Source organism: Promicromonospora sp. MS192 (assembly GCF_049532985.1).
Lineage (GTDB): Bacteria > Actinomycetota > Actinomycetes > Actinomycetales > Cellulomonadaceae > Promicromonospora.
Genome location: NZ_CP186693.1, coordinates 5,168,235 through 5,194,433 on the forward strand (window position 1 = coordinate 5,168,235; position 26,199 = coordinate 5,194,433).

Annotated in this window: 19 protein-coding genes and 1 pseudogene; 13 read left to right on the plus strand and 7 right to left on the minus strand. The window is 72.2% G+C overall.

Annotated features, from left to right (window positions below; translation table 11 throughout):
• Positions 1–48: 48 nt before the first annotated feature.
• Positions 49–1,542: a M81 family metallopeptidase gene (locus ACO229_RS23050; RefSeq protein WP_423462914.1), complete on the plus strand. Its 1,494-nt coding sequence runs from the start codon at positions 49–51 to the stop codon at positions 1,540–1,542.
• Here ACO229_RS23050 and ACO229_RS23055 read toward each other — a convergent pair.
• From ACO229_RS23055 to ACO229_RS23065, 3 genes are all read right to left on the minus strand, one after another.
• The gene (locus ACO229_RS23055) at positions 1,523–2,665 is read right to left on the minus strand and encodes a GNAT family N-acetyltransferase (protein ID WP_423462915.1); all 1,143 of its coding nucleotides are present in this window, start codon (positions 2,663–2,665) and stop codon (positions 1,523–1,525) included. The genes ACO229_RS23050 and ACO229_RS23055 overlap by 20 nt on opposite strands.
• A gap of 71 nt (positions 2,666–2,736) precedes the next feature.
• Positions 2,737–3,876: a GNAT family N-acetyltransferase gene (locus tag ACO229_RS23060; protein WP_423462916.1), complete on the minus strand. Its 1,140-nt coding sequence runs from the start codon at positions 3,874–3,876 to the stop codon at positions 2,737–2,739.
• Between the two features lie 62 nt (positions 3,877–3,938).
• Positions 3,939–4,562 (minus strand): NAD(P)-dependent oxidoreductase, encoded by a 624-nt coding sequence (locus tag ACO229_RS23065; RefSeq protein WP_423462917.1) that lies wholly within the window; start codon positions 4,560–4,562, stop codon positions 3,939–3,941.
• A 112-nt stretch (positions 4,563–4,674) separates the two neighbouring features.
• Here ACO229_RS23065 and ACO229_RS23070 point away from each other — a divergent pair, with 112 nt between their 5' ends.
• Complete coding sequence (locus tag ACO229_RS23070; protein ID WP_423462918.1) at positions 4,675–5,256, plus strand: TetR/AcrR family transcriptional regulator; 582 nt, start codon at positions 4,675–4,677, stop codon at positions 5,254–5,256.
• Here ACO229_RS23070 and ACO229_RS23075 read toward each other — a convergent pair.
• The gene (locus ACO229_RS23075; RefSeq protein ID WP_423462919.1) at positions 5,253–6,362 is read right to left on the minus strand and encodes a LacI family DNA-binding transcriptional regulator; all 1,110 of its coding nucleotides are present in this window, start codon (positions 6,360–6,362) and stop codon (positions 5,253–5,255) included. The two genes, ACO229_RS23070 and ACO229_RS23075, sit on opposite strands and share 4 nt — an antisense overlap.
• A gap of 182 nt (positions 6,363–6,544) precedes the next feature.
• On the opposite strand from ACO229_RS23075, the gene ACO229_RS23080 reads away from it, so the two are divergent.
• From ACO229_RS23080 to ACO229_RS23120, 9 genes and pseudogenes are all read left to right on the plus strand, one after another.
• Complete coding sequence (locus ACO229_RS23080; protein ID WP_397413096.1) at positions 6,545–7,837, plus strand: extracellular solute-binding protein; 1,293 nt, start codon at positions 6,545–6,547, stop codon at positions 7,835–7,837.
• 8 nt (positions 7,838–7,845) lie between these two features.
• Complete coding sequence (locus tag ACO229_RS23085; protein ID WP_397413098.1) at positions 7,846–8,865, plus strand: carbohydrate ABC transporter permease; 1,020 nt, start codon at positions 7,846–7,848, stop codon at positions 8,863–8,865.
• The gene (locus ACO229_RS23090; protein WP_397413100.1) at positions 8,865–9,740 is read left to right on the plus strand and encodes a carbohydrate ABC transporter permease; all 876 of its coding nucleotides are present in this window, start codon (positions 8,865–8,867) and stop codon (positions 9,738–9,740) included. The genes ACO229_RS23085 and ACO229_RS23090 overlap by 1 nt, the downstream gene beginning before the upstream one ends.
• A gap of 63 nt (positions 9,741–9,803) precedes the next feature.
• Positions 9,804–12,236, plus strand: a complete 2,433-nt coding sequence (locus ACO229_RS23095; protein ID WP_423462920.1) for a glycoside hydrolase family 3 N-terminal domain-containing protein — start codon at positions 9,804–9,806, stop codon at positions 12,234–12,236.
• Positions 12,233–12,733 (plus strand): annotated as a pseudogene (locus ACO229_RS23100) (family 43 glycosylhydrolase); the annotation flags it as partial. The gene ACO229_RS23095 and the pseudogene ACO229_RS23100, both read left to right, overlap by 4 nt.
• 43 nt (positions 12,734–12,776) lie before the next feature.
• On the plus strand, positions 12,777–13,811 hold the full coding sequence (locus ACO229_RS23105) for a family 43 glycosylhydrolase (RefSeq protein ID WP_423462921.1): 1,035 nt from the start codon (positions 12,777–12,779) through the stop codon (positions 13,809–13,811).
• 47 nt (positions 13,812–13,858) lie between these two features.
• Positions 13,859–14,221 (plus strand): RNA-binding S4 domain-containing protein, encoded by a 363-nt coding sequence (locus ACO229_RS23110; protein ID WP_397432110.1) that lies wholly within the window; start codon positions 13,859–13,861, stop codon positions 14,219–14,221.
• Between the two features lie 129 nt (positions 14,222–14,350).
• A complete protein-coding gene (locus ACO229_RS23115; RefSeq protein WP_423462922.1) occupies positions 14,351–17,461 on the plus strand; it encodes a S8 family serine peptidase in 3,111 nt (1,036 codons plus the stop codon).
• Between the two features lie 86 nt (positions 17,462–17,547).
• The gene (locus ACO229_RS23120; RefSeq protein WP_423462923.1) at positions 17,548–18,675 is read left to right on the plus strand and encodes a dipeptidase; all 1,128 of its coding nucleotides are present in this window, start codon (positions 17,548–17,550) and stop codon (positions 18,673–18,675) included.
• A 1-nt stretch (position 18,676) separates the two neighbouring features.
• Here the strand turns inward: ACO229_RS23120 and ACO229_RS23125 are convergent, their stop codons facing one another.
• The 3 genes from ACO229_RS23125 to ACO229_RS23135 all read right to left on the minus strand — a co-directional run bounded on the left by ACO229_RS23125 (position 18,677) and on the right by ACO229_RS23135 (position 23,201).
• On the minus strand, positions 18,677–18,949 hold the full coding sequence (locus ACO229_RS23125) for a hypothetical protein (protein WP_397413111.1): 273 nt from the start codon (positions 18,947–18,949) through the stop codon (positions 18,677–18,679).
• Positions 18,950–19,112: 163 nt separating this feature from the next.
• Positions 19,113–19,658: a GNAT family N-acetyltransferase gene (locus tag ACO229_RS23130; RefSeq protein WP_397413113.1), complete on the minus strand. Its 546-nt coding sequence runs from the start codon at positions 19,656–19,658 to the stop codon at positions 19,113–19,115.
• A gap of 225 nt (positions 19,659–19,883) precedes the next feature.
• Positions 19,884–23,201 (minus strand): S8 family serine peptidase, encoded by a 3,318-nt coding sequence (locus ACO229_RS23135; RefSeq protein WP_423462924.1) that lies wholly within the window; start codon positions 23,199–23,201, stop codon positions 19,884–19,886.
• Between the two features lie 372 nt (positions 23,202–23,573).
• Here ACO229_RS23135 and dnaK point away from each other — a divergent pair, with 372 nt between their 5' ends.
• Positions 23,574–25,439: a molecular chaperone DnaK gene (dnaK, locus tag ACO229_RS23140; protein WP_397413117.1), complete on the plus strand. Its 1,866-nt coding sequence runs from the start codon at positions 23,574–23,576 to the stop codon at positions 25,437–25,439.
• Positions 25,436–26,131, plus strand: coding sequence for a nucleotide exchange factor GrpE (gene grpE / locus ACO229_RS23145; RefSeq protein WP_397432115.1), 696 nt, complete (start codon positions 25,436–25,438; stop codon positions 26,129–26,131). Before dnaK ends, grpE begins: the two co-directional genes overlap by 4 nt.
• The last annotated feature ends 68 nt before the right edge of the window (positions 26,132–26,199 follow it).

Sequence of the window (26,199 nt, forward strand, 5' to 3'; positions counted from 1 at the left end):
GTGGCGGAGGGGTACTTTGTCCCGGGTTCTCCTGTCTACACTGCGCGCGTGACCCGTACCCCCGGCCGACCGCGGATCGCGGTCTGCGGCATGGCCATCGAGTCCAGCACGTACTCCCCGCACCGGTCGGGGTGGGCGGCGTTCACGCTGCTGCGCGGCAACGACCTGGTCCGGCGGTACCCGTTCCTGCGGGACGGCGCCCCGCTGCGCCGGGCGGCCGAGTGGGTGGGCGTCCTGCGCGCCGCCGCGTTCCCGGGCGGCCCGGTCCTGACCGACGTCTACGAGACGGTCCGTACCGAGATCGGCCTGGCCCTGGAGGCGCAGGGTCCGTTCGACGGGGTGCTGCTCGACGTGCACGGTGCCATGTCGGTGCTCGGGTACACCGACGCCGAGGCGGACCTCGCGCGGGCGGTGCGCGCCGCCGTCGGGCCGGACTGCCTGGTGGCCGCCACGATGGACGTGCACGGCAACGTGTCCCGCGACCTGGCCCGGGCCGTGGACCTCGTGTCCTGCCACCGCACGGCGGCGCACGAGGACGACGACGAGGCCCGGGAGCGCGTCGCCACCGACCTGCTGCGGCGGATCGACGGTGGCGGACGGCCGCACAAGGCGTGGGTGCAGGTGCCGGTGCTGCTGCCGGGGGAGCGGACCAGCACCCGGCACGAGCCGGCGAAGAGCATCTACGAGGACGTGGCACGGGTCGCGGAGCTGGACGGCGTGCTCGACGCGTCCCTGTGGGTCGGGTACGCGTGGGCGGACGAGCCGCGCTGCCGGGCCGCCGTGGTCGTCACCGGGGACGAGCCGGACGTCCTGGTGCGGGAGGCCGGGCGGCTGGCCCGCCGGTACTGGGACGCGCGGAACGAGTTCGACCTGGTGGCGCCCGCCGGCACCTACGAGGAGTGCCTCGCGGCCGTGCTCGCGAGCGATGCGCGGCCGTTCCTGCTCTCCGACTCCGGCGACAACCCCATGGCGGGCGGCGCGGGCGACGTCACGTGGACGCTCGCCCGCCTCCTGGCGGAGCCCGCCTTCGCCCGCCCGCCCGAGGAGGGCGGGCGCTCGGCCGTCTACGCCTCCCTGCCCGACGCCGCGGCCGCACGGCTGGTCGCCGACGCCGGGGTGGGTGCCGTGGTCGAGGTGGAGGCCGGTGCCCGCGTCGACGCCGGACCGCACGGCCCGGTGACGCTGCGGGGCGTGGTCGAGCACGTACGGACCGACGACCCGCTCGCGGGGATCGTGTGCGTCGTCGCGGCCGGCGGGCTCCGGGTGATCCTGACCGAGCGCCGCCGGCCGTTCCACCTGGAGTCGGACTTCACCGCGCTCGGCCTGGACCCGCGGGGCACCGACGTGGTGGTGGTCAAGATCGGCAACCTGGAGACCGAGCTGCGCGACATGGCCGAGGACTGGATGCTCATGCTCACCCCCGGCGGCGTGGACCAGGACCTGCTCCGGCTGCCCCGCACCAACCTGGGTGGACCGGTGCACCCGTTCGACGGCGACGCCGCGTTCGGCGACGGGCCGGACCTCACTCCGGAGCTGGTGTGAGCGGGCCCTGGAAGTTGGCGCAGCCGCCCGCCGGGACGAACCCCAGCGCGACGTTGATCGCCAGCATGTGCGGGTTCTCCTCGTTGTTCCAGGTGTAGATCCGCCGGGAACCGGGGCGCAGCCGCGCGTGCTCGCGCAGGTTCACGGCCTTGACGAGCATGCCGAGCCGGTGCCCGCGGTGCTCCTTGAGCACCACCGTGGCCTGCTGGTCGGTGTGCTCGGGCTTGAGGTCGTTCCACTGGAGCATGGTCATCGCGACGAGCCGGCCGGTCGCCACGTGCTCGGCGGCCGTCACCACGTACCGGTCGCCCTTGGCGGCGATCGCCGCCTCCTCCCCGCGGATGCGGTCCGCGTCCCACACGTCGGACTCGACCTCCAGGCCGCCGCGCGGCTCGTCGTCCGACAGCGCCTGCTCCAGGGCGGCGTACTGCTCGATCCACTGCTCCGGCGTCGGCGCCGTCCAGGTGTGGACGCGGTACGCGTCGCCCGCGACCGCGCGGGACTCGGCCTCGAAGCGCGACACCACCTCCGGCGCCGCGGGCAGGTCCATGCGGGACCGGCGCTCCACGAGCTCCAGCGTCAGGCCCAGCCGCTGCGCGAGCCGTACGCCCGGCAGGTCCGCCGCCACGGTACCGCTGCCCGAGGCCGGCGTGAGCATCCCGGCGGCCGAGTCCGGCGCGGGGCCGAAGTCGACGGGCGCCAGGAGCGTCGTACGCCCCTCGGCGCGGGCGGTGTCCTGCACCCACCGGGTCAGCGCCGACCCGATGCCCTGCCGCCGGTGCTCCGGGTGCACCACGACCACGCCGATCGCCAGCTCCGGGTTCGAGTGCACGTGGAGGAACAGGAAGGCGCTGCCCACGACCTGCGGTCCGGCGGGCGTGTCCACCACGGCGATCTGCCGCAGCTTGCGCAGGTAGGTCTGGTTGTTCATCCCCACGAGGATCCCGATGGCCGTCGGGGCGATGTCCGAGCTGCCGAGGTCCTCGGCAGCCGCGGTGGCGTGCAGGTCGGCGATGCCGCGGTAGGCCCACGCCTCGGCGTCGTCGAGCGAGGCGGGGTGCGGCGGGGTGACGAGCCGCCACGTCGCCGTCGACGGGGTGGGTACTGACGAGGGTGTGGTCATGGTCCCAGGGTGCTCCTGGCCGGGTCACGGAGCACGGCTTTTTCGGGCGAGGAAGGGCAAGGAGCCCGCACTCAGCGGAGGAGCTTCTGGAGGGCGGCCTCGGCGCCCGAGGGGCGGAAGCCCAGGGCCACGTTGATGGCGAGCATGTGGGCGTTCTCCTCCGCGTTGAACGTGTGGATCCGCTCCGTCTGCGGGTAGCGCGCCGTGAGCTCCCGCAGGTTCACGGCCTTGACCAGCATGCCGAGCCGGTGCCCGCGATGCGTGCCCAGCACGATCGTCTCCTCCTGGAACACGAACGCCGGCTTGCCGTCCTGCAGCAGGAACGACGTGCCACCCGCGACCTCGCCGGTCGGGACGTGCTCCACCAGCGTGGTCAGGAGCCGCTGCCCGCTGTCGGCCCGGTCCTGGAGGTAGACCCGCACCCGCTCGGCGTCCCAGGTCTCCTCGCCGAAGTCGAGCGCGCCCTGCGGCACGTCCGTCGACATCCGGGTCATGAGCTGCGCGTAGCCCGCGTGCCACTCCTCGGGGATGCCCTCCCACGTGTGCGTCCGGTAGTCGGCGCCGGCGGCGGCACGCGCGTCCGCCTCGAACGTCGCCAGCGCGGCCGGGTCCACCGGCAGGTCGAGGCGCGACATGCGTTCCACCTGCTCGACCGTGTAGCCGCGGCCGATCGCGAACCGGATGCCTGCGGTGTCGGCGGGCAGCCGCCCGGCGCCGGTGGCGGGCAGCACCGCATCCTCGCCCCCTGCGGCCTCGCGCGGGGAGAGCGACCAGCCGAAGAACGTGGTCCGGCCTGCCTCGGCCGCGACCTGCTCCAGGCGCTCGGTCAGGGCGGTGCCGATGCCCTGGCGCCGGTGGTCGGGGTGCACACCCACGTAGATGTCGGCGGTGTGGGTGTTGTGCTCGCGCGGCATCGACAGGAAGCCGAACCCGATCACGTCCTCGGCGGTCGGCGTCGCACCGCCGGGCAGGTCGCGGACGGCGACGACCCGCCGCTTGTCCGCGTACTCCTGGTGCAGCATGCCGCTCACGGTCTGCTGGGCGGTGCGGGCCAGGTCGTCGTGGCCGACGTTGGCGATCTCGAGCGCCTGCTCGACGGCCGTCATGCCGTGGTACGGCCAGGCGTCCGGATGCTCGGCCGAGGGCACGGGCGGCACCTCGGTGACGTGCCACGGCGTCTGCTCCGGCGCGTGGCCGGCGGGTGTGGTCATGGGACCAGGGTGCCCGGCCCGCCGTCGGGCGGCGAGCCAATTTCGGCGGGCCGGGCACCCGGTCACGCGGCGACGGAGATCGCCTGCCCGACGGCGGTGCGGTCGCCCAGCGCGTCGACCATCGCCAGCGCGAGGTCGGGCCGGGCGATGGTCCAGGCCCAGCGCACGTTGCCGTCCCGCCGGGACTTGTACCGGCCGGTCCCGCGCCGATCCTGGAGGCGCGGCGGACGCATGATCGTCCAGTCGGCGTGGCCGGCCCTGATCACCTTCTCCATGGCTTCCAGGTCGGCGTTCGCCTCGGCCAGCGCCCGCTTGAGGATGGGCTTGGCGACGTAGCGGGACAGCGGGTCGTCGCCGTCGACCAGCCAGCCGCTCGCGCTGATCGCGACCAGCCGGCGCACGCCCGCGGCGTCCATCGCCGCGAGCACGGCGGTGATGCCGTCGCGCAGCACGTGCGGCGACTCGCCGGGTACGGGGCCGAGGCAGCTCGCGACGGCGTCGACCCCCTGGAACGCGGCGGTGAGCGCGGCGACGTCGGACGCGTCGGCCACGCGGACCTCGTCCGGGCGGTCGGCCAGCCGCGACGGGTCTCGCACCACGGCCACGACCTCGTGGCCGGCCGCGGTGGCGGCCCGGACGAGCTCGCGGCCGGTACGGCCGCTCGCTCCGACGACAGCGATCCTCATGGTGCCTCCTCCGGTCCCGGAGCGAATCCGCTCAGGGTGTGAGTGAATGTTTACTCACACCCTGTCACCAGGCATGATGGTGGGTCAAGGGAACGGGGCGAGAATGGCGGGCATGAGCACACGGGAGCGGATCCTCGACGCGGCGGCGCGCGTCATGCGCGAACAGGGTGTCGCGCACGCGACCACCAAGGAGATCGCGCGCGCGGCCGGCTGCTCCGAGGCGCTGCTGTACCGGCACTTCGACGACAAGCAGGGACTCTTCATGGCGGTGCTCCAGGAGCGGCTGCCGGGGTTCGTGCTGCCGGACTCGGCCGTCGGCTCCGGGTCGGTGGCGGACAACCTCGCGCGCATGGTCACCGGGCTGCTCGGCTTCTACGTCGAGAGCTTCCCCGTGTCGGCCTCGATCTTCTCCAGCAGCACGCTCCTCGCCCGCCATCGCGAGGCCATCGCCGCGCACGGTGCGGGGCCGCAGACGCCGCAGCTCCGGGTCCAGGCCTACCTGGAGGCGGAGCGCGCGGCCGGCCGGGTACGACCCGACGCGGACGCCGAGGCCGCCGCGCGGCTGCTGGTGGGCGCAGCCCTGCACCAGGCGTTCCTGGCCACGTTCTGGGGCGACGGGTCGACGGCGGAGCCGGGTCTCGCAGACCGCCTGGTGGCGCCGCTCCTGCCGGGCCTCCTGCCGGACCGGGGCTAGGCCGGCGGCGGTGGCGCCGTGCTCGCGCGCTCGACCAGGCGGGTGGTCAGCCGGGTGTGCCGGCCGGCCGTCTCGCCCGACTCCAGCATCGCGATGACCATCCGCAGGGCCTCGGCGCCCATCTCGTGCAGCGACTGCGCGACGGTGGTCAGCGGCGGCGTCGACGCGGCGGCCTCGGGGATGTCGTCGAAGCCGATGACCGAGAGGTCCTCCGGGACGCGCAGGCCCAGCTCCTGGGCCACCTGGATCACGTGGATCGCCGACAGGTCGTTCGCGGCGAAGACGGCGGTGGGCCGGTCGGGGCGTTCGAGCAGGTCGTGGGTGGGGCGGTCGGACCGGTCCGGGCGGTAGCCGCCCTCCAGCACGAGGGTCGGGTCCGGGGTGAGCCCCGCGGCCGCCATCGCCTCCCGGAAGCCCAGCTCGCGCAGGCGCGCGGACTCCAGGTCGGCGCGTCCGCCCAGGTAGCCGATGCGTGTGTGGCCCAGGCCGATGAGGTGCTCGGTGGCGGTACGGGCGCCGCCCAGGTTGTCGGAGTCGACGGTGGCGGGCCCGGTGGGCCCGGTGTGCGGGTCGATGGCGACGATGGGTACGCCGTCGTGCTGCGGCAGCGCGAGCGTCGGGGTGACGATGACGACCCCGTCGATCAGGGTGCCCGCCAGGCGGGAGAGGGAGCGGCGCTCCCAGCCCACGTGGTCGGAGCGCCCCGCGTCACCGCAGTAGGCGAGGAGCTCGTAGCCCGTGCCCTCGACGGCCGCCGAGATGCCCTTGAGCAGCTCGGTGCTGAAGGGCTCGAACTCGGCCACGAGCACGCCGATCACGTTGGTCTGCCGGCGGCGCAGGCTGCGGGCGACCAGCGACGACTCGTACCCGAGGTCGGCGACGACGCCGAGCACCCGCTCCGCCGTCGCCGCGGCCACGCCGTAGCGCCCGTTGACGACCTTCGAGACGGTGGCCACCGAGACGCCGGCCACGCGGGCGACGTCGGTGATGGTGGCGCGGCCGGTCGCGCTCGCCTGGACGACGGACGGCTCCGGGGTCCCGGAGGCGTCCGTCGCGTCGTCACCCGGTCCGGCGGTGGACCCGGGTGAACTCGTCCCACTGTGCACGGAAGAGACAGTACATCCGGGCCACGGCGGCAGCCGACTGGCCAATCCGTTTCGAAATCGATATCGAAACCGTTTGACGAAACCATGACCCGACTGCCACGCTCATGCGAGACGGGCTCCGCGGTCCGTCGAACCGGCAGGCTCCTGCCGACCGTCGATGACGACTTTCAAGGGGTTCCACAATGATGAGGAAGACGCGGGCCTCAGGCATTCTTGCCTTGGGCGCCACCGTTGCCCTGCTCGCCACGGCTTGTTCCGGCGGCGGCAGTGAGGGAGGTTCGGACGGCGACGTCACGATGACCTTCTGGCACAACTCGACCACCGGCGCCGGCAAGGCGTACTGGGAAGACACCGTCGCGGCCTTCGAGGAGGCCAACCCGGGCGTCACGATCAACGTCCAGGCCGTCCAGAACGAGGAGATGGACGGCAAGCTGCAGACCGCCCTCAACTCGGGCGACGCGCCCGACATCTTCATGGCCCGTGGCGGCGGCAAGCTGGCCGACGTCGTCGAGGCGGGTCAGGTCATGGACCTCAGCGACTCGATCGACGAGGCCACGATGACCGCCGTCGGCGAGGCGGGTTTCAGCGCCTTCACCGTCGACGGCGCGATCTACGGCATGCCCACGGCCATCCTGCCCGGCGGCATCTACTACAGCCAGGACCTCTTCGACGAGGCCGGCATCACCGCCACCCCCACCACCGTGGAGGAGCTCGACGCCGCGGTGTCGGACCTGAAGGCGGCTGACATCGCCCCGATCGCGCTCGGTGCCAAGGACGCCTGGCCCGCCGCGCACTGGTACTACTTCTTCGCGCTGCGCGAGTGCTCGCAGGAGACCCTGGAGAGCGCCGCGTCGTCGCGCAGCTTCGACGACGAGTGCTGGCTGCGCGCCGGCGAGGACCTGCAGGAGCTGGCCGCGACGGAGCCGTTCAACGACGGTTACCTCACCACGTCGGCCCAGCAGGGTGCCGGCTCCTCGGCGGGCCTCATCGCCAACCACAAGGCCGCCATGGAGCTCATGGGTGCCTGGGACCCGGGCGTGATCGCGTCCCTGACCCCGGACCAGAAGCCGCTGGCGGACCTCGGCTGGTTCCCGTTCCCGGCCACGGAGAGCGGCGACGGCGACCCGGCCGCGTTCATGGGCGGCGTCGACGGTTACTCCTGCTTCGTGGAGGCCCCGCCGGAGTGCGCCGAGTTCCTCAACTTCTTCATGCAGAAGGAGTACCAGGAGAACTACGCGGAGGCGTTCGTGACGCTGCCCGCCAGCAAGGACGCCCAGGGCGTCGTCACCGACCCGGCGCTGAAGTCGGTGCTGGAGGCGTACAACGAGGCCCCGTACGTGTCCGTCTGGCTCGACACCCTCTACGGCCAGAACGTCGGCAACGCGCTCAACGCCGGTGTCGTCGACATGCTGGCCGGCAACGGTGACCCGCAGAGCATCGTCGACGCCGTGAACGCCGCGGCCGCGATGGAGTAACGGCAGCGATGACTCACTCCCTGGGCGAGAACTCAGCGACGACCGTGACCACCTCGCCTGAGGGGCTCTCGGCGGCCGGGGGCGGCACCACGCCGCCCCCGGCCCGCCGGCGGCGGGGCGGCCGGCCCGACTGGCGCAAGACCTTCGAGATCACCCTGCTCTCGGGTCCTGCGATCGTCGTGTTCGTCGCGTTCGTGATCCTTCCCGTGGTGCTCGCCGCCTACTACGGGTTCTTCAAGTGGAAGGGGTACGGGCCGCCGACGGAGTTCGTCGGGCTCGACAACTACCTCACGATCTTCCGCGACACCGCCTTCCACGAGGCGATCATGCACAACGGCTTCATCGTCGTGCTCTCGCTCGTGCTGCAGGGGCCCGCGGCGGTCGTGCTCGCGCTGCTGCTGAACCAGAACATCCGCGGGCGGTCGATCATCCGCGTGCTGATCTTCGTGCCGTACGTGATCTCCGAGGTGATCGTCGGCACCGGCTGGAGCCTCATGCTCCAGACCTCGGGCGCGGTCAACGACCTGCTGGAGAAGGTGGGCCTGGGCTTCCTGGCCGTCGACTGGCTGTCCGACCCCAAGATCGCCATCTGGTCGCTGATGATCATCATCACCTGGAAGTACATCGGCTTCGCCGTGATCCTCTTCCTGGCGGGACTGCAGAGCATCCCCGAGGAGCTGTCCGAGGCCGCCGCCATCGACGGCGCCTCCTACTGGCAGATCCAGCGCACCATCACCATCCCGCTGCTGGGGCCGACGATCCGGATCTGGGCCTTCCTGTCCATCATCGGCTCGCTCCAGCTCTTCGACCTCGTCTACATCATCTGGGGTCAGTACGTCTCCGCGACGGCGGGTACGTCGACGATGGCGACCTACATGGTCCTCAACGGGCGCCTCGCCGGGAACTACGGGTACGGCAACGCCGTCGCCGTCGTGCTGTTCCTGGTCTCGCTCGTCATCGCGCTGGTCTACCAGCGCTACGTGCTGCGCCGGGACACGGCGGGCGCGCTCACGGAAGGGAAGAAGTGATGGCGACGCTGCTCGAAGCCCCCACCACCTCCGGGCAAACGCTGCGCAAGGCCCCGAAGGTGGCCTGGGGCAGCCCGCTGACGTACGTGGTCGCGTTCTTCTTCGTCGGCATCTGCATCGCTCCGGTGCTCTACATCATCGCGGGTGGTTTCCGGACGAACGCGCAGATCACCGCCGACCCGTCCGGGCTGCCCAGCCCCTGGGTGATCGAGAACTACGTCGAGGTCCTGGTCAGCGAGGTGTTCTGGCGTCAGGTCGGCAACTCCGCGATCGCCGGCGTGCTGACGACCGTCGGCGTCGTCGCGCTGGGGCTCATGGCGAGCTTCGTCCTGGCCCGGTACGACTTCAAGCTCAACGGGGCCATGTACGCGCTGTTCGCCGCGGGCCTCATGTTCCCGATGACGGTGGCGATCACCCCGCTGTACATCCTGATCCGGGACCTCGGCCTCATGAACACCATGGGCGGCATCGTGCTGCCGCAGATCGCCTTCGCGCTCCCGACGACGGTGATCATCCTGGTCCCGTTCCTGCGGGCGATCCCCCAGGAGATCGAGGAGGCGGCGTCGATCGACGGCGCGAGCCGCCTCGGCTTCTTCTTCCGGATGGTGGTCCCGCTGTCCCTGCCGGGCGTGATCACGACCGGCATCCTGGCGTTCGTCGCGTCCTGGAACTCGTACCTGCTGCCGCTGTTCATCCTGAACGACGAGCTGTCGTACACCCTGCCCCTCGGCGTCCAGGCGTTCGCCTCGCAGTACTCCGTCGACACCGCACGGGTGCTCGCCTTCACGTCGTTGTCCATGATCCCGGCGCTGATCTTCTTCTCGCTCTTCGAGCGGCGCATCGTCGGCGGCCTCACGGGTGCCGTCAAGGGCTGACCGATCGCCCGGGGTTCGGAGCTTGTCTCACACATACGTAGGACCGAGAAAGGAAAACGTTCCATGACGGAGCTGCCGCTGGCGCTGAGGGCGATGCCCGAGGTGTCGGAGCGCGTGCGCGACCTGCACGCACAGATGACCCTCGAGGAGAAGCTCGCGCAGCTCGTCGGGTACTGGCTGGACCAGGGCGGGAACGTCGTGGCGCCGATGCAGGGCGAGATGGCCGGCGACCAGGGGTCCACAGCGCTCCCGGAGATCACCAGGAACGGCCTGGGCCACTACACCCGCGTGTACGGCACGCGGCCGGTGGACCCGGTCGAGCGGGCCGCGTGGCTCTGGGACGAGCAGCGCCGCATCAAGCGCGAGACGCGGCTCGGGATCCCCGCCCTCGTGCACGAGGAGTGCCTCACCGGGCTGGCCGCCTGGAAGGCGGCGACCTTCCCGACGCCGCTGGCGTGGGGAGCGTCGTTCGACCCGGAGCTGGTGACCGAGATGGGTCGCCTCATCGGGGAGTCGATGCGCGAGCTGGGTATCCACCAGGGCCTCGCACCGGTGCTCGACGTGATCCGTGACCCGCGCTGGGGCCGCGTGGACGAGTGCATCGGCGAGGACCCGTACCTCGTGGGCACCGTGGGCACCTCGTACGTGCGAGGCATGCAGGACGCCGGCGTGCACGCCACCCTCAAGCACTTCGTGGCCTACTCCGCCTCGAAGGCGGGGCGCAACCACGCCCCGGTGAGCGCGGGGCCCCGCGAGATCGCCGACGTGTTCCTCCCGCCGTTCGAGATGGCGGTGCTCGACGGCGACGTCCGGTCCGTCATGGCGTCGTACAACGATGTCGACGGCGTGCCGATGCACTCCTCCGAGGAGTACCTCACGGGCGTGCTCCGCGAGAAGTGGGGGTTCGACGGCGTCGTGGTCGCGGACTACTTCGGCGTCGCGTTCCTGAACGTCATGCACGCGATCGCCGCGGACCGGGGCGCGGCCGCCGCGGCCGCGCTGCAGGCGGGCGTCGACATCGAGCTGCCGACCGGTGACGCCTACCTCGAGCCCCTCGCGGCCCTCGTCAAGGACGGCGCCGTGCCGATCGAGGTCGTGGACCGTGCGGTGCTGCGCGCACTGCGCCAGAAGGAGCAGCTCGGCCTCCTGGAGCCGGACGTGTACGAGGACGCGCCGCCCGCGGTCGTGGACCTGGACTCGCCCGCACACCGTGACGTCGCCCGGCGCCTCGCGGAGGAGTCGGTGGTGCTGCTGGCCAACGACGGTGTGCTGCCGCTCGGCTCGTGGCACGACGCGCCGTCCCGGGTCGCGGTGATCGGGCCCAACGCCGACCGGCCCGAGGCCCTGATGGGCTGCTACTCCTTCGCCAACCACGTGCTGGCACACCACCCGGGCGTGCCCGCCGGGTTCGAGATCCCGTCCGTGGCCGAGGCGCTGACCGCCGAGCTCGGCGGTCAGGGCGGGCCCGAGCTCGTGTTCGCGCGCGGCTGCGACGTCGAGGGTGACGACACCTCCGGGTTCGCCGACGCCGTCGCCGCCGCGGAGTCCGCCGACGTCGCGATCGTCGTCGTCGGGGACCAGGCCGGGCTGTTCGGCCGTGGCACGGTGGGCGAGGGCAACGACAGCGAGTCGCTCGACCTGCCGGGCGTCCAGCGCGAGCTCGTCGAGGCGGTGCTCGCCACGGGGAAGCCGGTCGTGATGGTGCTGCTCACCGGCCGCCCCTATGCGATCGGCTGGGCGCTCGACGACGCGAGCGCCACGGCGGGCAGGACGCCCGGCGCGGTGCTCCAGTCGTTCTTCCCCGGGGAGGAGGGGGGCACGGCCCTCGCGGGCGTGGTCTCCGGGCGGGTCAACCCGTCCGGCCGCCTGCCGGTGTCGCTGCCGCGTTCGGCGGGTGCGCAGCCCTACTCCTACCTGCACCCGGTGCTGGGCGGCGCGTCCGAGGTGACGTCGACCGACTCGACCCCCGTCCGGGCCTTCGGCTTCGGCCTGTCGTACACCACGTTCGCGCGCGAGCTGGTGTCCGCCGACCCGACGGTCGAGGCCGGTGGCACGTTCAGCGCCGTCGTGACCGTGACCAACACGGGGAACGTGGCGGGGTCCGACGTCGTGCAGCTCTACGGGCACGACGTCGTGAGCTCGGTCGCCCGGCCCACGGCACAGCTCCTCGGGTACCACCGGGTCACGCTGGAGCCCGGGGAGTCGGCGACCGTCGCGTTCGACGTGCCGACCACCCGGTTCGCCTTCACCGACCGCACGATGACGCGCGTCGTCGAGCCCGGTGACGTCGAGGTGTGGGTGGGCGCGCACGCGGCCGACAGCGTTGTCAGGGTGGTCGCCGAGGGCATCGCCGACCTGAACGAGCCCAACGACGCACCCGAGTCGGGTGCTGCGGCCGCGGCGCCCGCGGCGCGCCGGGTCGTCACGATCACGGGCACGGCGCACGAGGTCACGACCGCGGACGCGCGCTGGGTCGGCGCCACGGTCGTGCCGTGACACCGGTCCGCAACCCGATCCTGCCGGGCTGCCACCCCGACCCGACGATCTGTCGGGTCGGGGCGGACTACTACCTCGTCACGTCGACGTTCGAGTACTTTCCCGGCCTGCCCGTGTTCCACAGCCGGGATCTCGTCCACTGGGTGCAGATCGGGCACGCGCTCGACCGACCGGGACAGCTCGACATGCAGGGGATCGCCTCGTCGGGCGGGCTGTACGCGCCGACGCTGCGGTACCACGACGGGGTGTTCTGGCTGGTCTGCACGCTCGTGGACCAGCAGGACCGGGCGCGGGGCGGCAACTTCGTGCTGACCGCGACCGACCCGTCGGGACCGTGGTCGGACCCGGTCTGGCTGGGTGAGGACGGCATCGACCCGTCGTTGTTCTTCGACGACGACGGCCGTGTCTGGCTGCACGGCACCCGGCTGGCCCGGGAGCCGGAGTGGCACGACCAGACCGAGGTGTGGCTGCGCGAGCTCGACCCGGCGACCATGCGGCTCACCGGTCCCGAGCACGTGCTCTGGCGGGGCGCCGTCCTGGGTGCGGTCTGGGCGGAGGGGACCGCACCTGTACCGGGTCGGCGACACCTACTACCTGCTGGCCGCCGAGGGCGGCACGGAGTTCCACCATGCCGTGTCGGTCGCGCGCTCCGACTCGGTGACCGGTCCCTACGTGGGCAACCGGGCGAACCCGGTGCTGACCCACCGGCACCTGGGGCGTGGGACCGACGTCGTCGGGGTGGGGCACGCCGACCTGGTGGAGGCGCCCGACGGCTCGTGGTGGGCCGTGCTGCTGGCCATGCGCACCTACGGCGGCTATCACTACAACCTCGGCCGCGAGACGTTCCTCGTCCCCGTGGCGTGGGAGGACGGCTGGCCCGTCTTCGCACCGGGGCAGGGCCGGGTACCCGAGGTCGTGGAGGTACCCGCCACGGTCGCCGCAGGACCTGTCGCGACGCCGCCCCCGCCGCCGGAGGCGGGCGTGGTGCCGCCCGGCGACCTGCGCTGGACCGGTCTGCGCGGTCCGGCCGACTTCGCCACGCCGGACGGCGAGGGCTGGCGCCTGCGCCTGCGCCCGGAGACCCTGGCGGACGCCGGCACGCCCGCGTTCCTGGGCGTGCGCCAGCAGCACCGGGACGTCACCGTCCGGGCCGTGCTGCGCTTCGACCCGGCGAGCCCGGACGAGCAGGCCGGTCTGGTGGTGCGCCAGTCGGAGAAGGATCACGTGGTGCTGGTGGTGACCGGGACCTCGGAGGACGGCGGGCGCCGGGTCCGCGCGGTGCACCGGCAGGGCGGGGTGGCGACGGTGCTCGGGGAGCGTGCCCTGCCCGACGGGCCGGACGGCCCGGAACCGGTCACCCTGGTCCTGCAGGTCCGGGGCCAGGAGTACGGGCTGCTCGCCGCGTCGGGCGACGATCCGCCGGCGCCGCTGGCCGTGGCCGACGGTCGCACCCTGGACAGCGTGTCCGCCGGAGGCTTCCTCGGGCTCTGGCTCGGTGTGGTCGCGACGAGCAACGGTGCGCCGTCGTCCTCCGTGGCGACCGTGGAGCGGTTCGAGTACGAACCGTCGGCCTGACGAGCGGCGCCCCGCGGGGCGCCGCTCCCGGATGGCAGGATGGCCGGGTGCGGATCGACGTCTGGTTGTGGGCCGTGCGGCTGACCAAGAGCCGGTCGGTCGCGGCCGAGCTGTGCCGCACCGGCAGGGTCCGGATCAACGGGAAGGTCGCCAAGCCGTCGGCGTCCGTCGCCGTGGGCGACCGCGTGACGTGGCGTGACCCGCTCCGCGACCGGGTGATCGAGGTGGTCGAGCTGCTGCCCAAGCGCGTCGGCGCCCCGATCGCGGTCCGGGCGTACCTGGACCACAGCCCGGCGCTGCCCACGCGCGTCGAGCGGGAGGCGGTCGGGCTGCGCGACCGCGGCACCGGTCGTCCGACCAAGCGGGAACGCCGCGAGATCGACCGGCTGCGCGGCCGCCGCGAATCCTGAGAAATGCCCGGGTGATTTCTTTCCGTTTTCGGAGTTTCGCCTGATCCGGGGCGCTACGTTCACGGCATATCCCCTGCCGCGCGCAGGTCCAGTGCGCCCGGAACCCGGGCGCCCCAGCCTGGAGTATCCATGCATCCACGCACCCGACGCCTGTCCAGGACCCTGGCCACGGCCACCGCCCTGGCGCTCCTGGCGGCACCCGGCACGGCGGTCGCCGTACCGGGCCCCGCCCCTGTTCCGCCGGCCGCTCCCGGGGACGCACCCCGCGGCGGCGCGGACGCCGCCGACACGTCCGGCACCGCCGCCGGCCGGGTCTCGCCCGGCGCCGTCGACCCGGCCGACAAGATCGCCCCCGCCGCCGCGAAGGCCTTCGCGACCCGCGGCACCACCGACTTCTGGCTGCGGTTCGACGACGCGCCCGACCTGTCGGCCGCCGCAGGCATCACGAGCTGGGCCGAGCGTGGCCAGTATGTGTACGACACGCTCACCGCCGCGGCCGAGTCCGCCCAGTCGCGCACGATCGCCGCCCTGGAGCGCTCCGGTACCGAGTACACGTCGTACTGGGCGACCAACGCGATCCTGGTCGAGGACGGTTCGCTCGACCAGGCGGTCGAGCTCGCCGGCGCGCCCGAGGTCGCCGAGGTGCGGGCCACGACGCAGCACGCCGTCGAGGAGCCGGAGACGACACAGGCCGCGACCACGGCCGCGGCGGGCACCCCGACCTACGGCATCAAGGCGATCAACGCCGACGACATGTGGAACCGGGGCTTCACCGGCGAGGGCATCGTCGTGGCCGGCCTGGACACCGGCGTGAGCCGCTCCCACCCGGCGCTGTCCGCGCAGTACCGCGGCGCGACGACCACCAGCAACTACAACTGGTTCGACGCCGCCCACGTGGGCGCCACCACGCCCCGGGACGACCACGGCCACGGCACCCACACGATGGGCACCATGGTCGGCACCGGCAACGGCACCACGAGCATCGGCGTGGCCCCGGGCGCGCGGTGGATCGCGGCGAACGGCTGCGCCGGCGCCTGCCTCGACTCCTGGCTGGTCGCGGCCGGTGAGTGGATGCTGGCACCGACCCGCGCCGACGGCAGCGCGGCCGACCCGAGCAAGCGGCCGCACATCGTGAACAACTCGTGGGGCATGTCCCGCACGAACGACCCGTTCATGGAGGACGTCATCACCGCCTGGGAGGCGGCCGGCATCTTCAGCACCTGGTCCAACGGGAACGACGGCGAGTGGGGCTGCGAGTCCTCGGGCAGCCCCGGGGCGCGCCAGGCGTCCTACTCGGTCGGCGCGTTCTCGTCGGCGGGCAGCATCGCCGCCTTCTCCTCGCGGGGCCCCGGCCAGGGCGGCGCCGTGAAGCCCGACATCGCCGCGCCCGGCGTCGACGTCCTGTCGGCCGTCCCCGGCAACGGGTACGAGCGGTGGTCCGGCACGTCCATGGCCGCCCCGCACGTCTCGGGCGCCGTCGCGCTGCTGTGGGACGCGGTGCCCGCCCTCGTGGGCGACGTGCCCCGGACCCGCGCGATCCTCGACGGCGCGGCGCACGACGTGAACAACACGGCCTGCGGCGGGACCGCCGACGACAACAACGTGTGGGGCGAGGGCAAGCTCGACGTGCTCGCCGCGTACGAGCTGGCGCAGGAGGAGTCGTTCACCGACACCCCCGCGCCGACGGTCTCCGGCGACGCCTACGAGGTGGGTACGCCCCTGACCGCCACGGTCGGTACGTGGACCCCTGCCGCGACGCTCAGCTACCAGTGGCGCCGTGACCTCGACCCCGCCGACGGCCGGCCGGGCGCGATGATCTCCGGGGCGACCGGGGCCACCTACACGCCCAAGGGCCGGGACGCCGGCGCGGCGCTCTCCGTGACCGTCGTCGGCACGGCGGACGGCTACATCCCCACGGCCGTGACCAGCGCGCCGACACCCGTCGTCCAGAAGACCGCGATCAAGGCGGCCGCCCCGACGATCAGCGGGACCGTCCGCGTGGGCGGCACGCTGCGGGCGCTGTCCGGCACCTGGACGTCCGGCACGCGGTTCACCTACCAGTGGAAGGTCAACGGGACCGCGATCTCCGGCGCCACGAAGTTCACCTTCACGCCGCGCGCCGCCGACCGTGGCAAGCAGCTCACCGTGACCATCACCGGTTCCCGCCGCGGGTACGACGGCGCCGCCCGGACGAGCGCGGCCAAGGCCGTCGGCTACGGGGTGTTCACGCAGGCCCGCCCGCGCCTCGTCGGATCGCCCGCCCCGGGCGGCACCGTCACGGTGTCGGCGCCGCCGTCCTCGCCGTCGGCCGCCACCACCACCTACCAGTGGCGGGTCGACGGCCGGGCGATCAGCGGTGCCACCGGTTCCTCCTACCGGATCCCGTCGACCTGGAAGGGCCGCACCCTCTCGGTCTCGGTGACGCGCAAGCGCACCAGCTACACGACCAAGACCGTCACCTCGACCCAGCGGGCCATCGGCACCCGGTTCTCCTCCGTGCCGACGCCGCGGATCACGGGCACCGCACGGGTGGGGTCCACCGTGCGGGTCACCGCGGGCACCTGGCGGCCCGGCGCGTACGTCACCTACCAGTGGTACTCGAACGGCGTGCCGATCGCGGGCGCCACGGGGACGACGTACCGGATCGCCGGCGCGTACGTGGGCAAGCGGCTGTCGGTCGTGGTGACCGGCCGCAAGTCGGGCTACGCCACGACGGACAAGAGCAGCACCTCGGTGCCGGTCTACCAGCCCGCCGACACGGTGCCCGCGGACGAGTGGTGGTACGTGGGCGGCTACGGCGTACCGGCCGCCACCTACGTGGCCAAGAACACGAAGGACTGCGTCTGGGAGCGCCTGAACGACGCCGACGTGGTGCTCGGCGCGGACTGGGGCTCCGGGCAGCGCGTCGCCACCGCGAAGTCGACGGACGGCTCGTTCCGGTCGATGGACTGCGGCACCTGGGTGCGCCACTACCCGGGCATGGTCACCCCGCGGAACACGACGCCGAAGGACGGCGTGTACGTGCTCGGTGACCAGCTCGAACGCGGCACCTACGTGACGCCCGGGCCGGCCGCGGCCGGCGAGACCTGCTACTACGCGTTCATCAAGGAGTTCACGGGCCTGGCGAACCGGTCCAACCTGGCGGGGCACCGCATGGTGGACGAGGCCACGACCATCACCATGCCGTTGACGGCCAAGGGCTTCGAGACCGCCGGCTGCTACTGGTACCGCGTGAGCTGACCCCCCGTCGTGTCAGACGTACGGGCCACGCCGGTGGCCTGTACGTCTGACACGTCCCCTGGCCGGCGGGCGGTAGCGTCGTCCGCATGACGACCGCCGACCGCATCTCCGCGCTCCTCGAGAAGCACCCCGTCTGGGACGGGCACAACGACCTTCCGTGGGAGCTGCGCGAGCAGTCCTTCTACGACCTCGACGCCGTCGACGTCGGCCGGCGGCTCACGACGACCCACACCGACCTGCCGCGCCTGCGCGAGGGTGGCGTCGGCGCCCAGTTCTGGTCGGTGTACGTGCCGTCGACGCTCCAGGGCGGGGCCGCCGTCACCGCCACCCTCGAACAGATCGACTGCGTGCACCGCCTCGTCGAGCGGTACCCGGACACGCTCCGGCTCGCCCTGACCGCCGCCGACGTCGAGCAGGCGTGGAGCGAGGGCCGCATCGCCTCCCTCATGGGTGCCGAGGGCGGCCACTCCGTCGACGGCTCCCTCGCCGTCCTGCGCATGCTCCACACGCTCGGGGTGCGCTACATGACGCTCACGCACAACGACAACGTGCCCTGGGCCGACTCCGCCACCGACGAGGAGGTGCTGGGCGGCCTCTCGGCGTTCGGCGAGGACGTGGTGCGCGAGATGAACCGGATCGGCATGCTCGTCGACCTCTCGCACACCTCCGCGGGCACCATGCGCCACGCGCTGCGCGTCACGCAGGCCCCGGTGATCTTCAGCCACTCCAGCGCCCGCGCCGTCTGCGACGTGCCCCGCAACGTGCCCGACGACGTGCTCGGCACCCTGGCGACCAACGGCGGCGTCTGCATGGTGACGTTCGTGCCGCAGTTCGTGTCGCCCGCCGTGGCCGCGTGGCGTGCCGAGGGTGCGCAGGCCGCGGCGGCGGAGGGCATCCGGAGCGCCGACATCGGCGCCTTCGAGCCGTTCGTCGCCCGGTGGCAGGCGGAGCACCCCCAGCCGCGCACCACGCTGTCCGACGTCGTGGCGCACGTCGAGCACGTCCGCGAGGTCGCCGGCATCGAGCACGTCGGGCTCGGCGGCGACTACGACGGCACGCCCAGCCTCCCCGAGGGCCTCGAGGACGTGACCGGCTACCCCCGCCTGCTCGCGGCGCTCGCGGAGCGGGGCTGGTCGGACGCCGACCTCGGCCGGCTGTGCAGCGGCAACGTGCTGCGCGTCCTGCGTGACGCGGAGGCCGTCGCGGACGGCTGACTCAGCTGGGGAGCTGGACCACCTTGCGCTGGAAGCCCAGGGCCACCTTCTGCAGGGACTCCAGGGGGTCCTGGTCGTTGTGGTGGCTGATCTGCCGCAGCATCGACCCGGACGAGGCGAGCAGGGCGACGATCACGTCGCGCGCGTCCTCGCGCGTCTCGAGCGCCTCCTGGAGCAGGTCCTGGACGTGTGGTGACTTCAGGCCGTCCTCTTCGGGATCGAGCAGAGCTGTCAGGAGCGCGATCGACAACGAGCTTCCGTGGATGCTTGCCATGGTGGTCTCCCCCCGGTCGGGGCCCGGGTCCCCGGGCATCAGCCACCCCGCGGGCTGGCCCGCGGGGTACGCGTCCGACGCCCCACCCCCGCGGCCTCGGTCGTGCACCCCTGTGTACCGCAGGTCAAGGCGTCGCGCCTGTTGACGGGGGTGAAAACAGCCCTCAGTCGTGCAGGATCAGCTGGAACACGACGTGGTCCTGCCAATCGCCCGCGATCTTCAGGTAGCTCGGCGCGTAGCCGATCTTCTCGAAGCCGACCCGCTTCAGCACCGCCTGCGAGGCCGTGTTGTGCGGCAGGGTGGCCGCCTGCAGGCGGTGCAGGCCGAGACCGTCCCGGGCGTGGGCCGCGAGGGCCTCCAGGGCTCCCGTCATCAGGCCCCGCCCCGTGTACCGCGCGTCGATCCAGTAGCCGATGTGCCCGTTCTCGAAGGCGCCGCGCACGATGTCGGTGAGGTTGAGCCGGCCCACGATCTCGCCGTCCGGCGCCTCGAGCACCGTGTACAGCGCGTTCCCGTTGGTGTTGGCGAGCACCTGGACCCACAGCCGGTCCTTGTGCCACTGCTCGGTCCAGAACTCCTCGGGCCGGGCCGGGTCCCACGGCGCCAGGTGCTCCCGGTTGCGGATGTAGGCGTGGGCGACCGCGACGGCGTCGTCCTTGGTCAGCTCGCGCAGCGTGACGCCGTCGGCGAGCGGGGTCTCGAAGGGCATGGCGCCACTGTAGGTTCTCGCCGGACTCGTTGGGGAGGCACCCGTCCGACCAGTAGGTCGTGACTTCGTGTCAGCGGAGGATTCTCAGTTCTCGTGTCGGCGGGCGCGAACTGGCGGGCCGGCCGGGCTTCGTGCCGGCCGGCCCGCTGCGGGGGTGAGGTCCGCACCGGGATCTCCCACCTCGGCAGAACCCGCACCAGCACGTCGCGGCGCGGGTCCGGCCTGCTACTTCACGAGGTAGGCGCGCTGCACCCTCTCCTTCACGGTGTTGCCGGCCTGGTCGGTGGCCTCGGTCCGCAGCGAGATCGCGGTCGCGCCTTGCGGGGCCTTCACCCGCGCCACGCCGCCGGACAGCTTGGCCGCGTTCCAGGTCTTGCCGCCGTTCGCGGACCACCAGAACTTCGTCGTGACGGCGCCGTCGGCACCTTCCACCTGCACGCCGATCGTCGTGTGCGCCGGCGCCCTGCCGGTGGTGCCGATCCCGGCGACGTCGTACCGGACGTCGAGCATCGGGCGCTCGTACGGGTCGTCGAACGACCACTCGCCGGGCTCCGCGCGGAACGTCCACTCACCACGCACCCCGGCGCCGGTGTGGAAGACGCCGGACGGGAGCTTCCCCGTGTACGTCATCGTGTAGTCCGCACCGGCGTCGGGAACGACCAGCTCCGCCCCGCCCTCGGTGGTGTCGGCGACCACCTCGCCGTCCTGGCGCACCACGAGCCGGCTGGTCCCCGATCCGGCCTCCGCGTTGCCCGCCGCGTCCGACCAGCCCGAGGCCTCGACGAGCATGGTGTTCTCCGCCTGCGCCACCTCGGCCTGCGGGGTGCGCGGGGACCCGGCGATCTCCAAAGTGTTGCGGCTGCCGGGCTCGTACTCCGTGAGGTCCGACCGGAACATCGCCACAGGCTCTCCGCCCTTCTCGTACGACACGTCGCGGGTCCACTCCACGCCGTCGGCCGTCAGGTAGTCGGTACGGGTTCCCACCACCGTGGGGAAGGCGTCATAGGGCGTCGGGAGACCCTCCAGGTTGCTCTCGGCCAGGCCTCCCCACTGCGCGTTGAGGGTCGCCCCGGACACCGGCTCGTGGTGCGTGACCCTCACCGCGGCGAGGTCCTTGGCGCGGGCCTTGAACGTCCCGGTCGTGACCGCGGTCTGCGGGAACATCAGGTTGTAGGTGTACGACGGCGGCTTGCCGCCCGTCACCGGTTCGGACAGGTGGCCCTCGACGGTGACCCGGTGCTCACCGATGGTCGCCGCGGGCGTCTTCCCGAGGAACACCTTCGAGGTGCCCGATGCGAAAATCGCCCCGGAGACCGCCGGCAGGCCGTCGACGGTCCGCTCGACCATCACCCCGGTGCCGACCGTCTTCGTGGCCTTCGGAGCCTTGATCGACACCGGCATCGCCCTGCGCGCGTCCAGGGTGACGGTCATGTCGCTCTTCACCGTGAGCTGGGGAATGTCGGAGCTCACCAGCTGCGACACGTCACCGCCCGCGTTCGTCCGGTACTGGAACCGGGTCAGGTCGTAGGTCCCGGCGGGGAGCTGGTGCACCCCGTCCTCACCGTTCTCGGTGTAGTCCGAGACGTTGTAGCGGCCTTCCAGGTCGTCCAGCTTCACCAGGCTGTACTCGGTGATGCCCCGGTGCGGCTTGCCGTCGCGCCCGATCCCCTTGAGGGTGACGTCGAACAGCTCCGGCCCCTGCTCCCAGCCGATCGGCGTGCGCACGGTCGCGCCGTCAGCGCCCGTCGCAAGGATCGTGCCGCTGTACTGACCGGCGTCCCCGGCCGACTCGTCGAGGGTGACACCGACCGAGGTGGTGCCGCCGGCGGGGACGGTCACACTGTTCTTGTCGAGCGTGATGCCGGTGGCCGTCGCGCCCTCCTCGTCCGTCGCCTTCACCGTCAGGTCCAGCGTGACCGTGGTGTCGGACAGGTTGCGGTACCGCACGGACCTCGACGTCGTCCCGTCGTGCGGGAACTCGAGCTTCCCGAACGACACCGACGCCGGATGCGCCAGCACCTCCTGCTCGGTCGCCGAGGGGATGTGCAGGCGACCCGCGCCCACCTCGAAGACGGACCCCTGCACCGGGTCTGCCGACCCCATGAGGATCGCCTTGGCCTGGACGGGCCGCAGGTCCGGCTGGGCCTGCAGCAGTGCGGCCGCCGCGCCGGCGACGTGCGGCGTCGCCATGGACGTGCCGCTGTACTCGACGTACGGATCCTTCGTGCCGCCGCCGGAGCGCGCCGCGGCGATCTCGACGCCCGGCGCCGCCAGCTCCGGCTTCACGGCGCCGTCGATCCGCGGCCCGCGGCTGGAGAACTCCGCGAGCCGGTCGGCGTCGTCCACCGCGGCGATCGTCAGGGCCGACGCCGCCGCCGCGGGATAGCCGATCGAGTCCACCGCGCCGGAGTTGCCCGCCGCGACGACGAACAGCGTGCCGTACTCCGTGGTCAGGCGGTTCACCGCCTTGGACATCGGGTCCTTCCCGGAGGACTCCTCCCAGTCCGAGCCGAGCGACATGTTGATCACGTCCGCACCCTGCTTCGCGGCCCACTCCATGCCCGCGATGATGTCCGAGTCGGAACCGGTGCCGTCGTCGCTGAGCACCTTGCCGATCATGAGGTCGGCGTCAGGCGCCATGCCCCTGTTCACGCCGTCCGAGGCGATGCCGGAACCCGCGATCGTGGAGGCCACGTGCGTGCCGTGGCCGTCGGCGTCCTGGGTGCCACCGGAGCTGGAGAAGTCCTTCTTCGCGACGACGGCTCCCTTCAGGTCCGGGTGCGACTCGTCGATGCCGGTGTCCAGCACGGCGACCCGGACGCCCTTGCCGGTGAAGCCGGACTCCCACGCATCCGGGGCGCCGATCTGCGGGGCGGACTCGGCGTCGCGGGCCTCGGACTTGCCGTCCAGCCACACCTTCTCGATCTTCGGGGCGTCGGCCGCGGCCGTCGCCGACATCGTGGACACGTCGCCGTCCTGTGCGCGGAGGGTGTCGAGCAGCTCGGTGCCGGAGGCGCCGCCGACGTCGGCCGCGACCGCGCCGGCCGACATCAGGGTCCGCTGCGGCTCCACGCCCGCGGCCTGCCAGTCGGAAGGAGCGGCGAGCGTCGCGGCGCCGCCGGCCACGGCCTGCTCGACCAGCACCGGGAGGGTGTCCCGGTTGCCGTAGCCGGCGTCGGCCAGCCCGGCGACGTCGAACAGCCGCTTGTCGAGCTTCGTGTCGATCAACCCCATGACGTCGGTCGGGATGACGTACAGGTGGTCACCGTCGATCCGCTTGCTGAAGGCGATGCCCTCACGACCCTCGGCGTGGCGGATCGACACGGTGCGCCGGCCGTCGGTCCCGGTGGTGAGGGTGACGCGGTCGCCGGTGAGCAGCGTGACCGTGACCCGTTCGGTCTTTCCGGTCTTTCCGGTCGCCGCGGTCGCCGTGACGCCGGCGGCGGGTTCCTGGGGTGTCGCGGCCGAGGCGCCGGTGAGCGCTCCTCCACCGACGACGAGCGCGACGGCAAGGGCCGCGGCGGCTGTTGCTCTGCTGTGCACGAGTTCTTCCTTCGCCAGGTCCGGCGACGCGGCCGCCGGACTCCCCCTGTTGACAGCGTCGAACGTAGCCACGCCCGCCCCGGCGATAGGCCGTTTTAAGGGGCATCTGGGTGAAAGATCAGTTACGTCCCTGATAGGGGTGTCAAGCGGTCGGCGCGATCGTCCAGATCGTCATCGGGGTCAACCCCGACGGGCGCCGCGAGGTCCTCGGCGTCCTCCACCAGTGACGCCGGGCAGCGCCGTGGGAACTTTTCGGCGACCTCCGGGGTTGAGTGAGATGGACTCAACTTTGCGGCGGCGAGCTTGCTTCCCGTCGGACCCCGACCTAAAGTTGAGTGCAGAAGGCTCAATCTGTCGAGGAAGGCAGGCAACATGGCACGCGCAGTAGGTATCGACCTCGGCACCACCAACTCGGTGGTGTCGGTTCTCGAGGGTGGCGAGCCCACCGTCATCGCCAACGCGGAGGGCTCGCGGACCACCCCGTCGGTGGTCGCGTTCTCCAAGACCGGCGAGGTCCTGGTCGGTGAGGTCGCCAAGCGTCAGGCCGTCACCAACGTGGACCGCACCATCTCCTCGGTCAAGCGCCACATGGGCACCGACTGGACCGTGGACATCGACGGCAAGAACTACACGCCGCAGGAGATCTCGGCCCGCATCCTGGGCAAGCTCAAGCGCGACGCCGAGGAGTACCTGGGCGAGCCCGTCACGGACGCCGTGATCACCGTCCCGGCGTACTTCAACGACGCCGAGCGCCAGGCCACGAAGGACGCCGGGCAGATCGCCGGCCTCAACGTGCAGCGCATCGTCAACGAGCCCACCGCCGCCGCGCTCGCGTACGGCCTGGACAAGGGCAAGGAGGACGAGCTCATCCTCGTCTTCGACCTCGGTGGCGGTACGTTCGACGTCTCCCTGCTCGAGGTGGGCAAGGACGAGGACGACTTCTCGACCATCCAGGTGCGCGCCACCTCCGGTGACAACCGCCTCGGCGGCGACGACTGGGACGCCCGCATCGTCGACCACCTGATCAAGCAGGTGAAGAACTCCTCGGGCGTCGACCTGTCCAAGGACAAGATCGCGCTGCAGCGCCTCCGTGAGGCCGCCGAGCAGGCCAAGAAGGAGCTCTCGTCCGCGACGAGCACCAACATCTCGATGCAGTACCTGTCGATGAGCGAGAACGGCCCCATCCACCTGGACGAGAAGCTCACGCGCGCTCAGTTCCAGCAGATGACGCAGGACCTCATCGACCGCACCAAGGCGCCGTTCCACGCGGTGATCCGCGACGCCGGCATCTCCGTGTCGGACATCGACCACGTCGTGCTCGTGGGTGGTTCCACCCGCATGCCCGCCGTGACCGACGTCGTCAAGGAGCTCACCGGGGGCCGCGAGCCCAACAAGGGCGTGAACCCGGACGAGGTCGTGGCGGTCGGCGCCGCGCTGCAGGCCGGTGTCATCTCCGGTGACCGCAAGGACGTGCTGCTGATCGACGTCACGCCGCTGTCCCTCGGCATCGAGACCAAGGGTGGCGTGATGACCAAGCTCATCGAGCGCAACACGGCCATCCCGACCAAGCGCAGCGAGGTCTTCTCCACGGCCGACGACAACCAGCCGTCCGTGGCCATCCAGGTCTTCCAGGGCGAGCGCGAGTTCACCCGGGACAACAAGCCGCTGGGCGTCTTCGAGCTCACCGGCATCGCCCCGGCCCCCCGCGGTGTGCCGCAGATCGAGGTCACGTTCGACATCGACGCGAACGGCATCGTGCACGTGTCCGCCAAGGACCGCGGCACGGGCATGGAGCAGTCGATGAAGATCACCGGCGGTTCGGCCCTGCCCAAGGACGACATCGACCGCATGGTCAAGGACGCCGAGGCGCACGCCGAGGAGGACAAGAAGCGGCGCGAGGAGGCAGACACCCGCAACCAGGCCGAGGCCTTCGCGTACTCCATGGAGAAGCAGATCGCGGACAACCGCGACAAGCTCCCGGCCGAGGTCGTCACCGAGGTCGAGGCGGACATCGCCGCGGTCAAGTCTGCGCTGGAGGGCGAGGACGCCGAGGCCGTGAAGACGTCGTACGAGAAGCTCGGCGCGTCCTCGCAGAAGATCGGCGAGGCGCTGTACTCGGCCGAGCAGCCCGCGGCGCAGGGCGCCCAGGGCGGCCCGCAGGCGGCGAACGCGCAGTCCGCCCCCGACGAGGACGTCGTCGACGCCGAGATCGTGGACGACGAGGACGAGCGCAAGTGACCGAGGAGAACCCGCAGGGGACCCCCGAGCCCGAGGGCTCGGGGGAGCACCCCTTCCAGTTCACGGACAAGCGCAAGGTCGACAGCTCCGGCGACGAGGCGCGCCCGGCCACGCCGGGCGAGCCTGCTGCGGCGGGCGCGGAGACCCCGGAGGAGTCCGCCCCGGCGGACCAGCCGGGCGAGGCCGCCGGCCAGGAGGGCGCGTCGGACGACCCGCTGGCGGGGCTCGACTTCGAGCCCTCCGGTGACGCCGGCGAGGCCGCCGAGGTGCTGAAGGCCAAGGCCGAGGCAGCCGAGCACCTGGACGCGCTGCAGCGCGAGCGGGCCAGCTTCACGAACTACCGCAACCGGGCGCTGCGCGACCAGGAGGCCGCGCGGGACCGGGGCGTGCAGGACGTGCTGAGCGCCCTGCTGCCGGTGCTCGACGACATCGAGCGTGCCAAGCAGCACGGCGAGCTGGACGGGCCCATGGCCGCGATCGCGGAGAAGATCGACCAGAGCCTGCAGAAGTTCGGCGTCGAGCGGTTCGGCAAGGTGGGCGAGGAGTTCGATCCCACCGTGCACGAGGCGCTCATGCACTCGACCGACGCCGACGCGTCGGCCACCACGGTGAACCTCGTGGTCGAGCCCGGGTACCGGATCGGCGAGAAGGTGGTCCGGGCGGCGCGCGTGGGTGTCGTCGGACCGGAGTAGGTCTCGTCTCCCGGAGCCGGGCACGCCCTGACGGCGTGCCCGGCTCCGGGAGCACAGTGCGGAAGGAG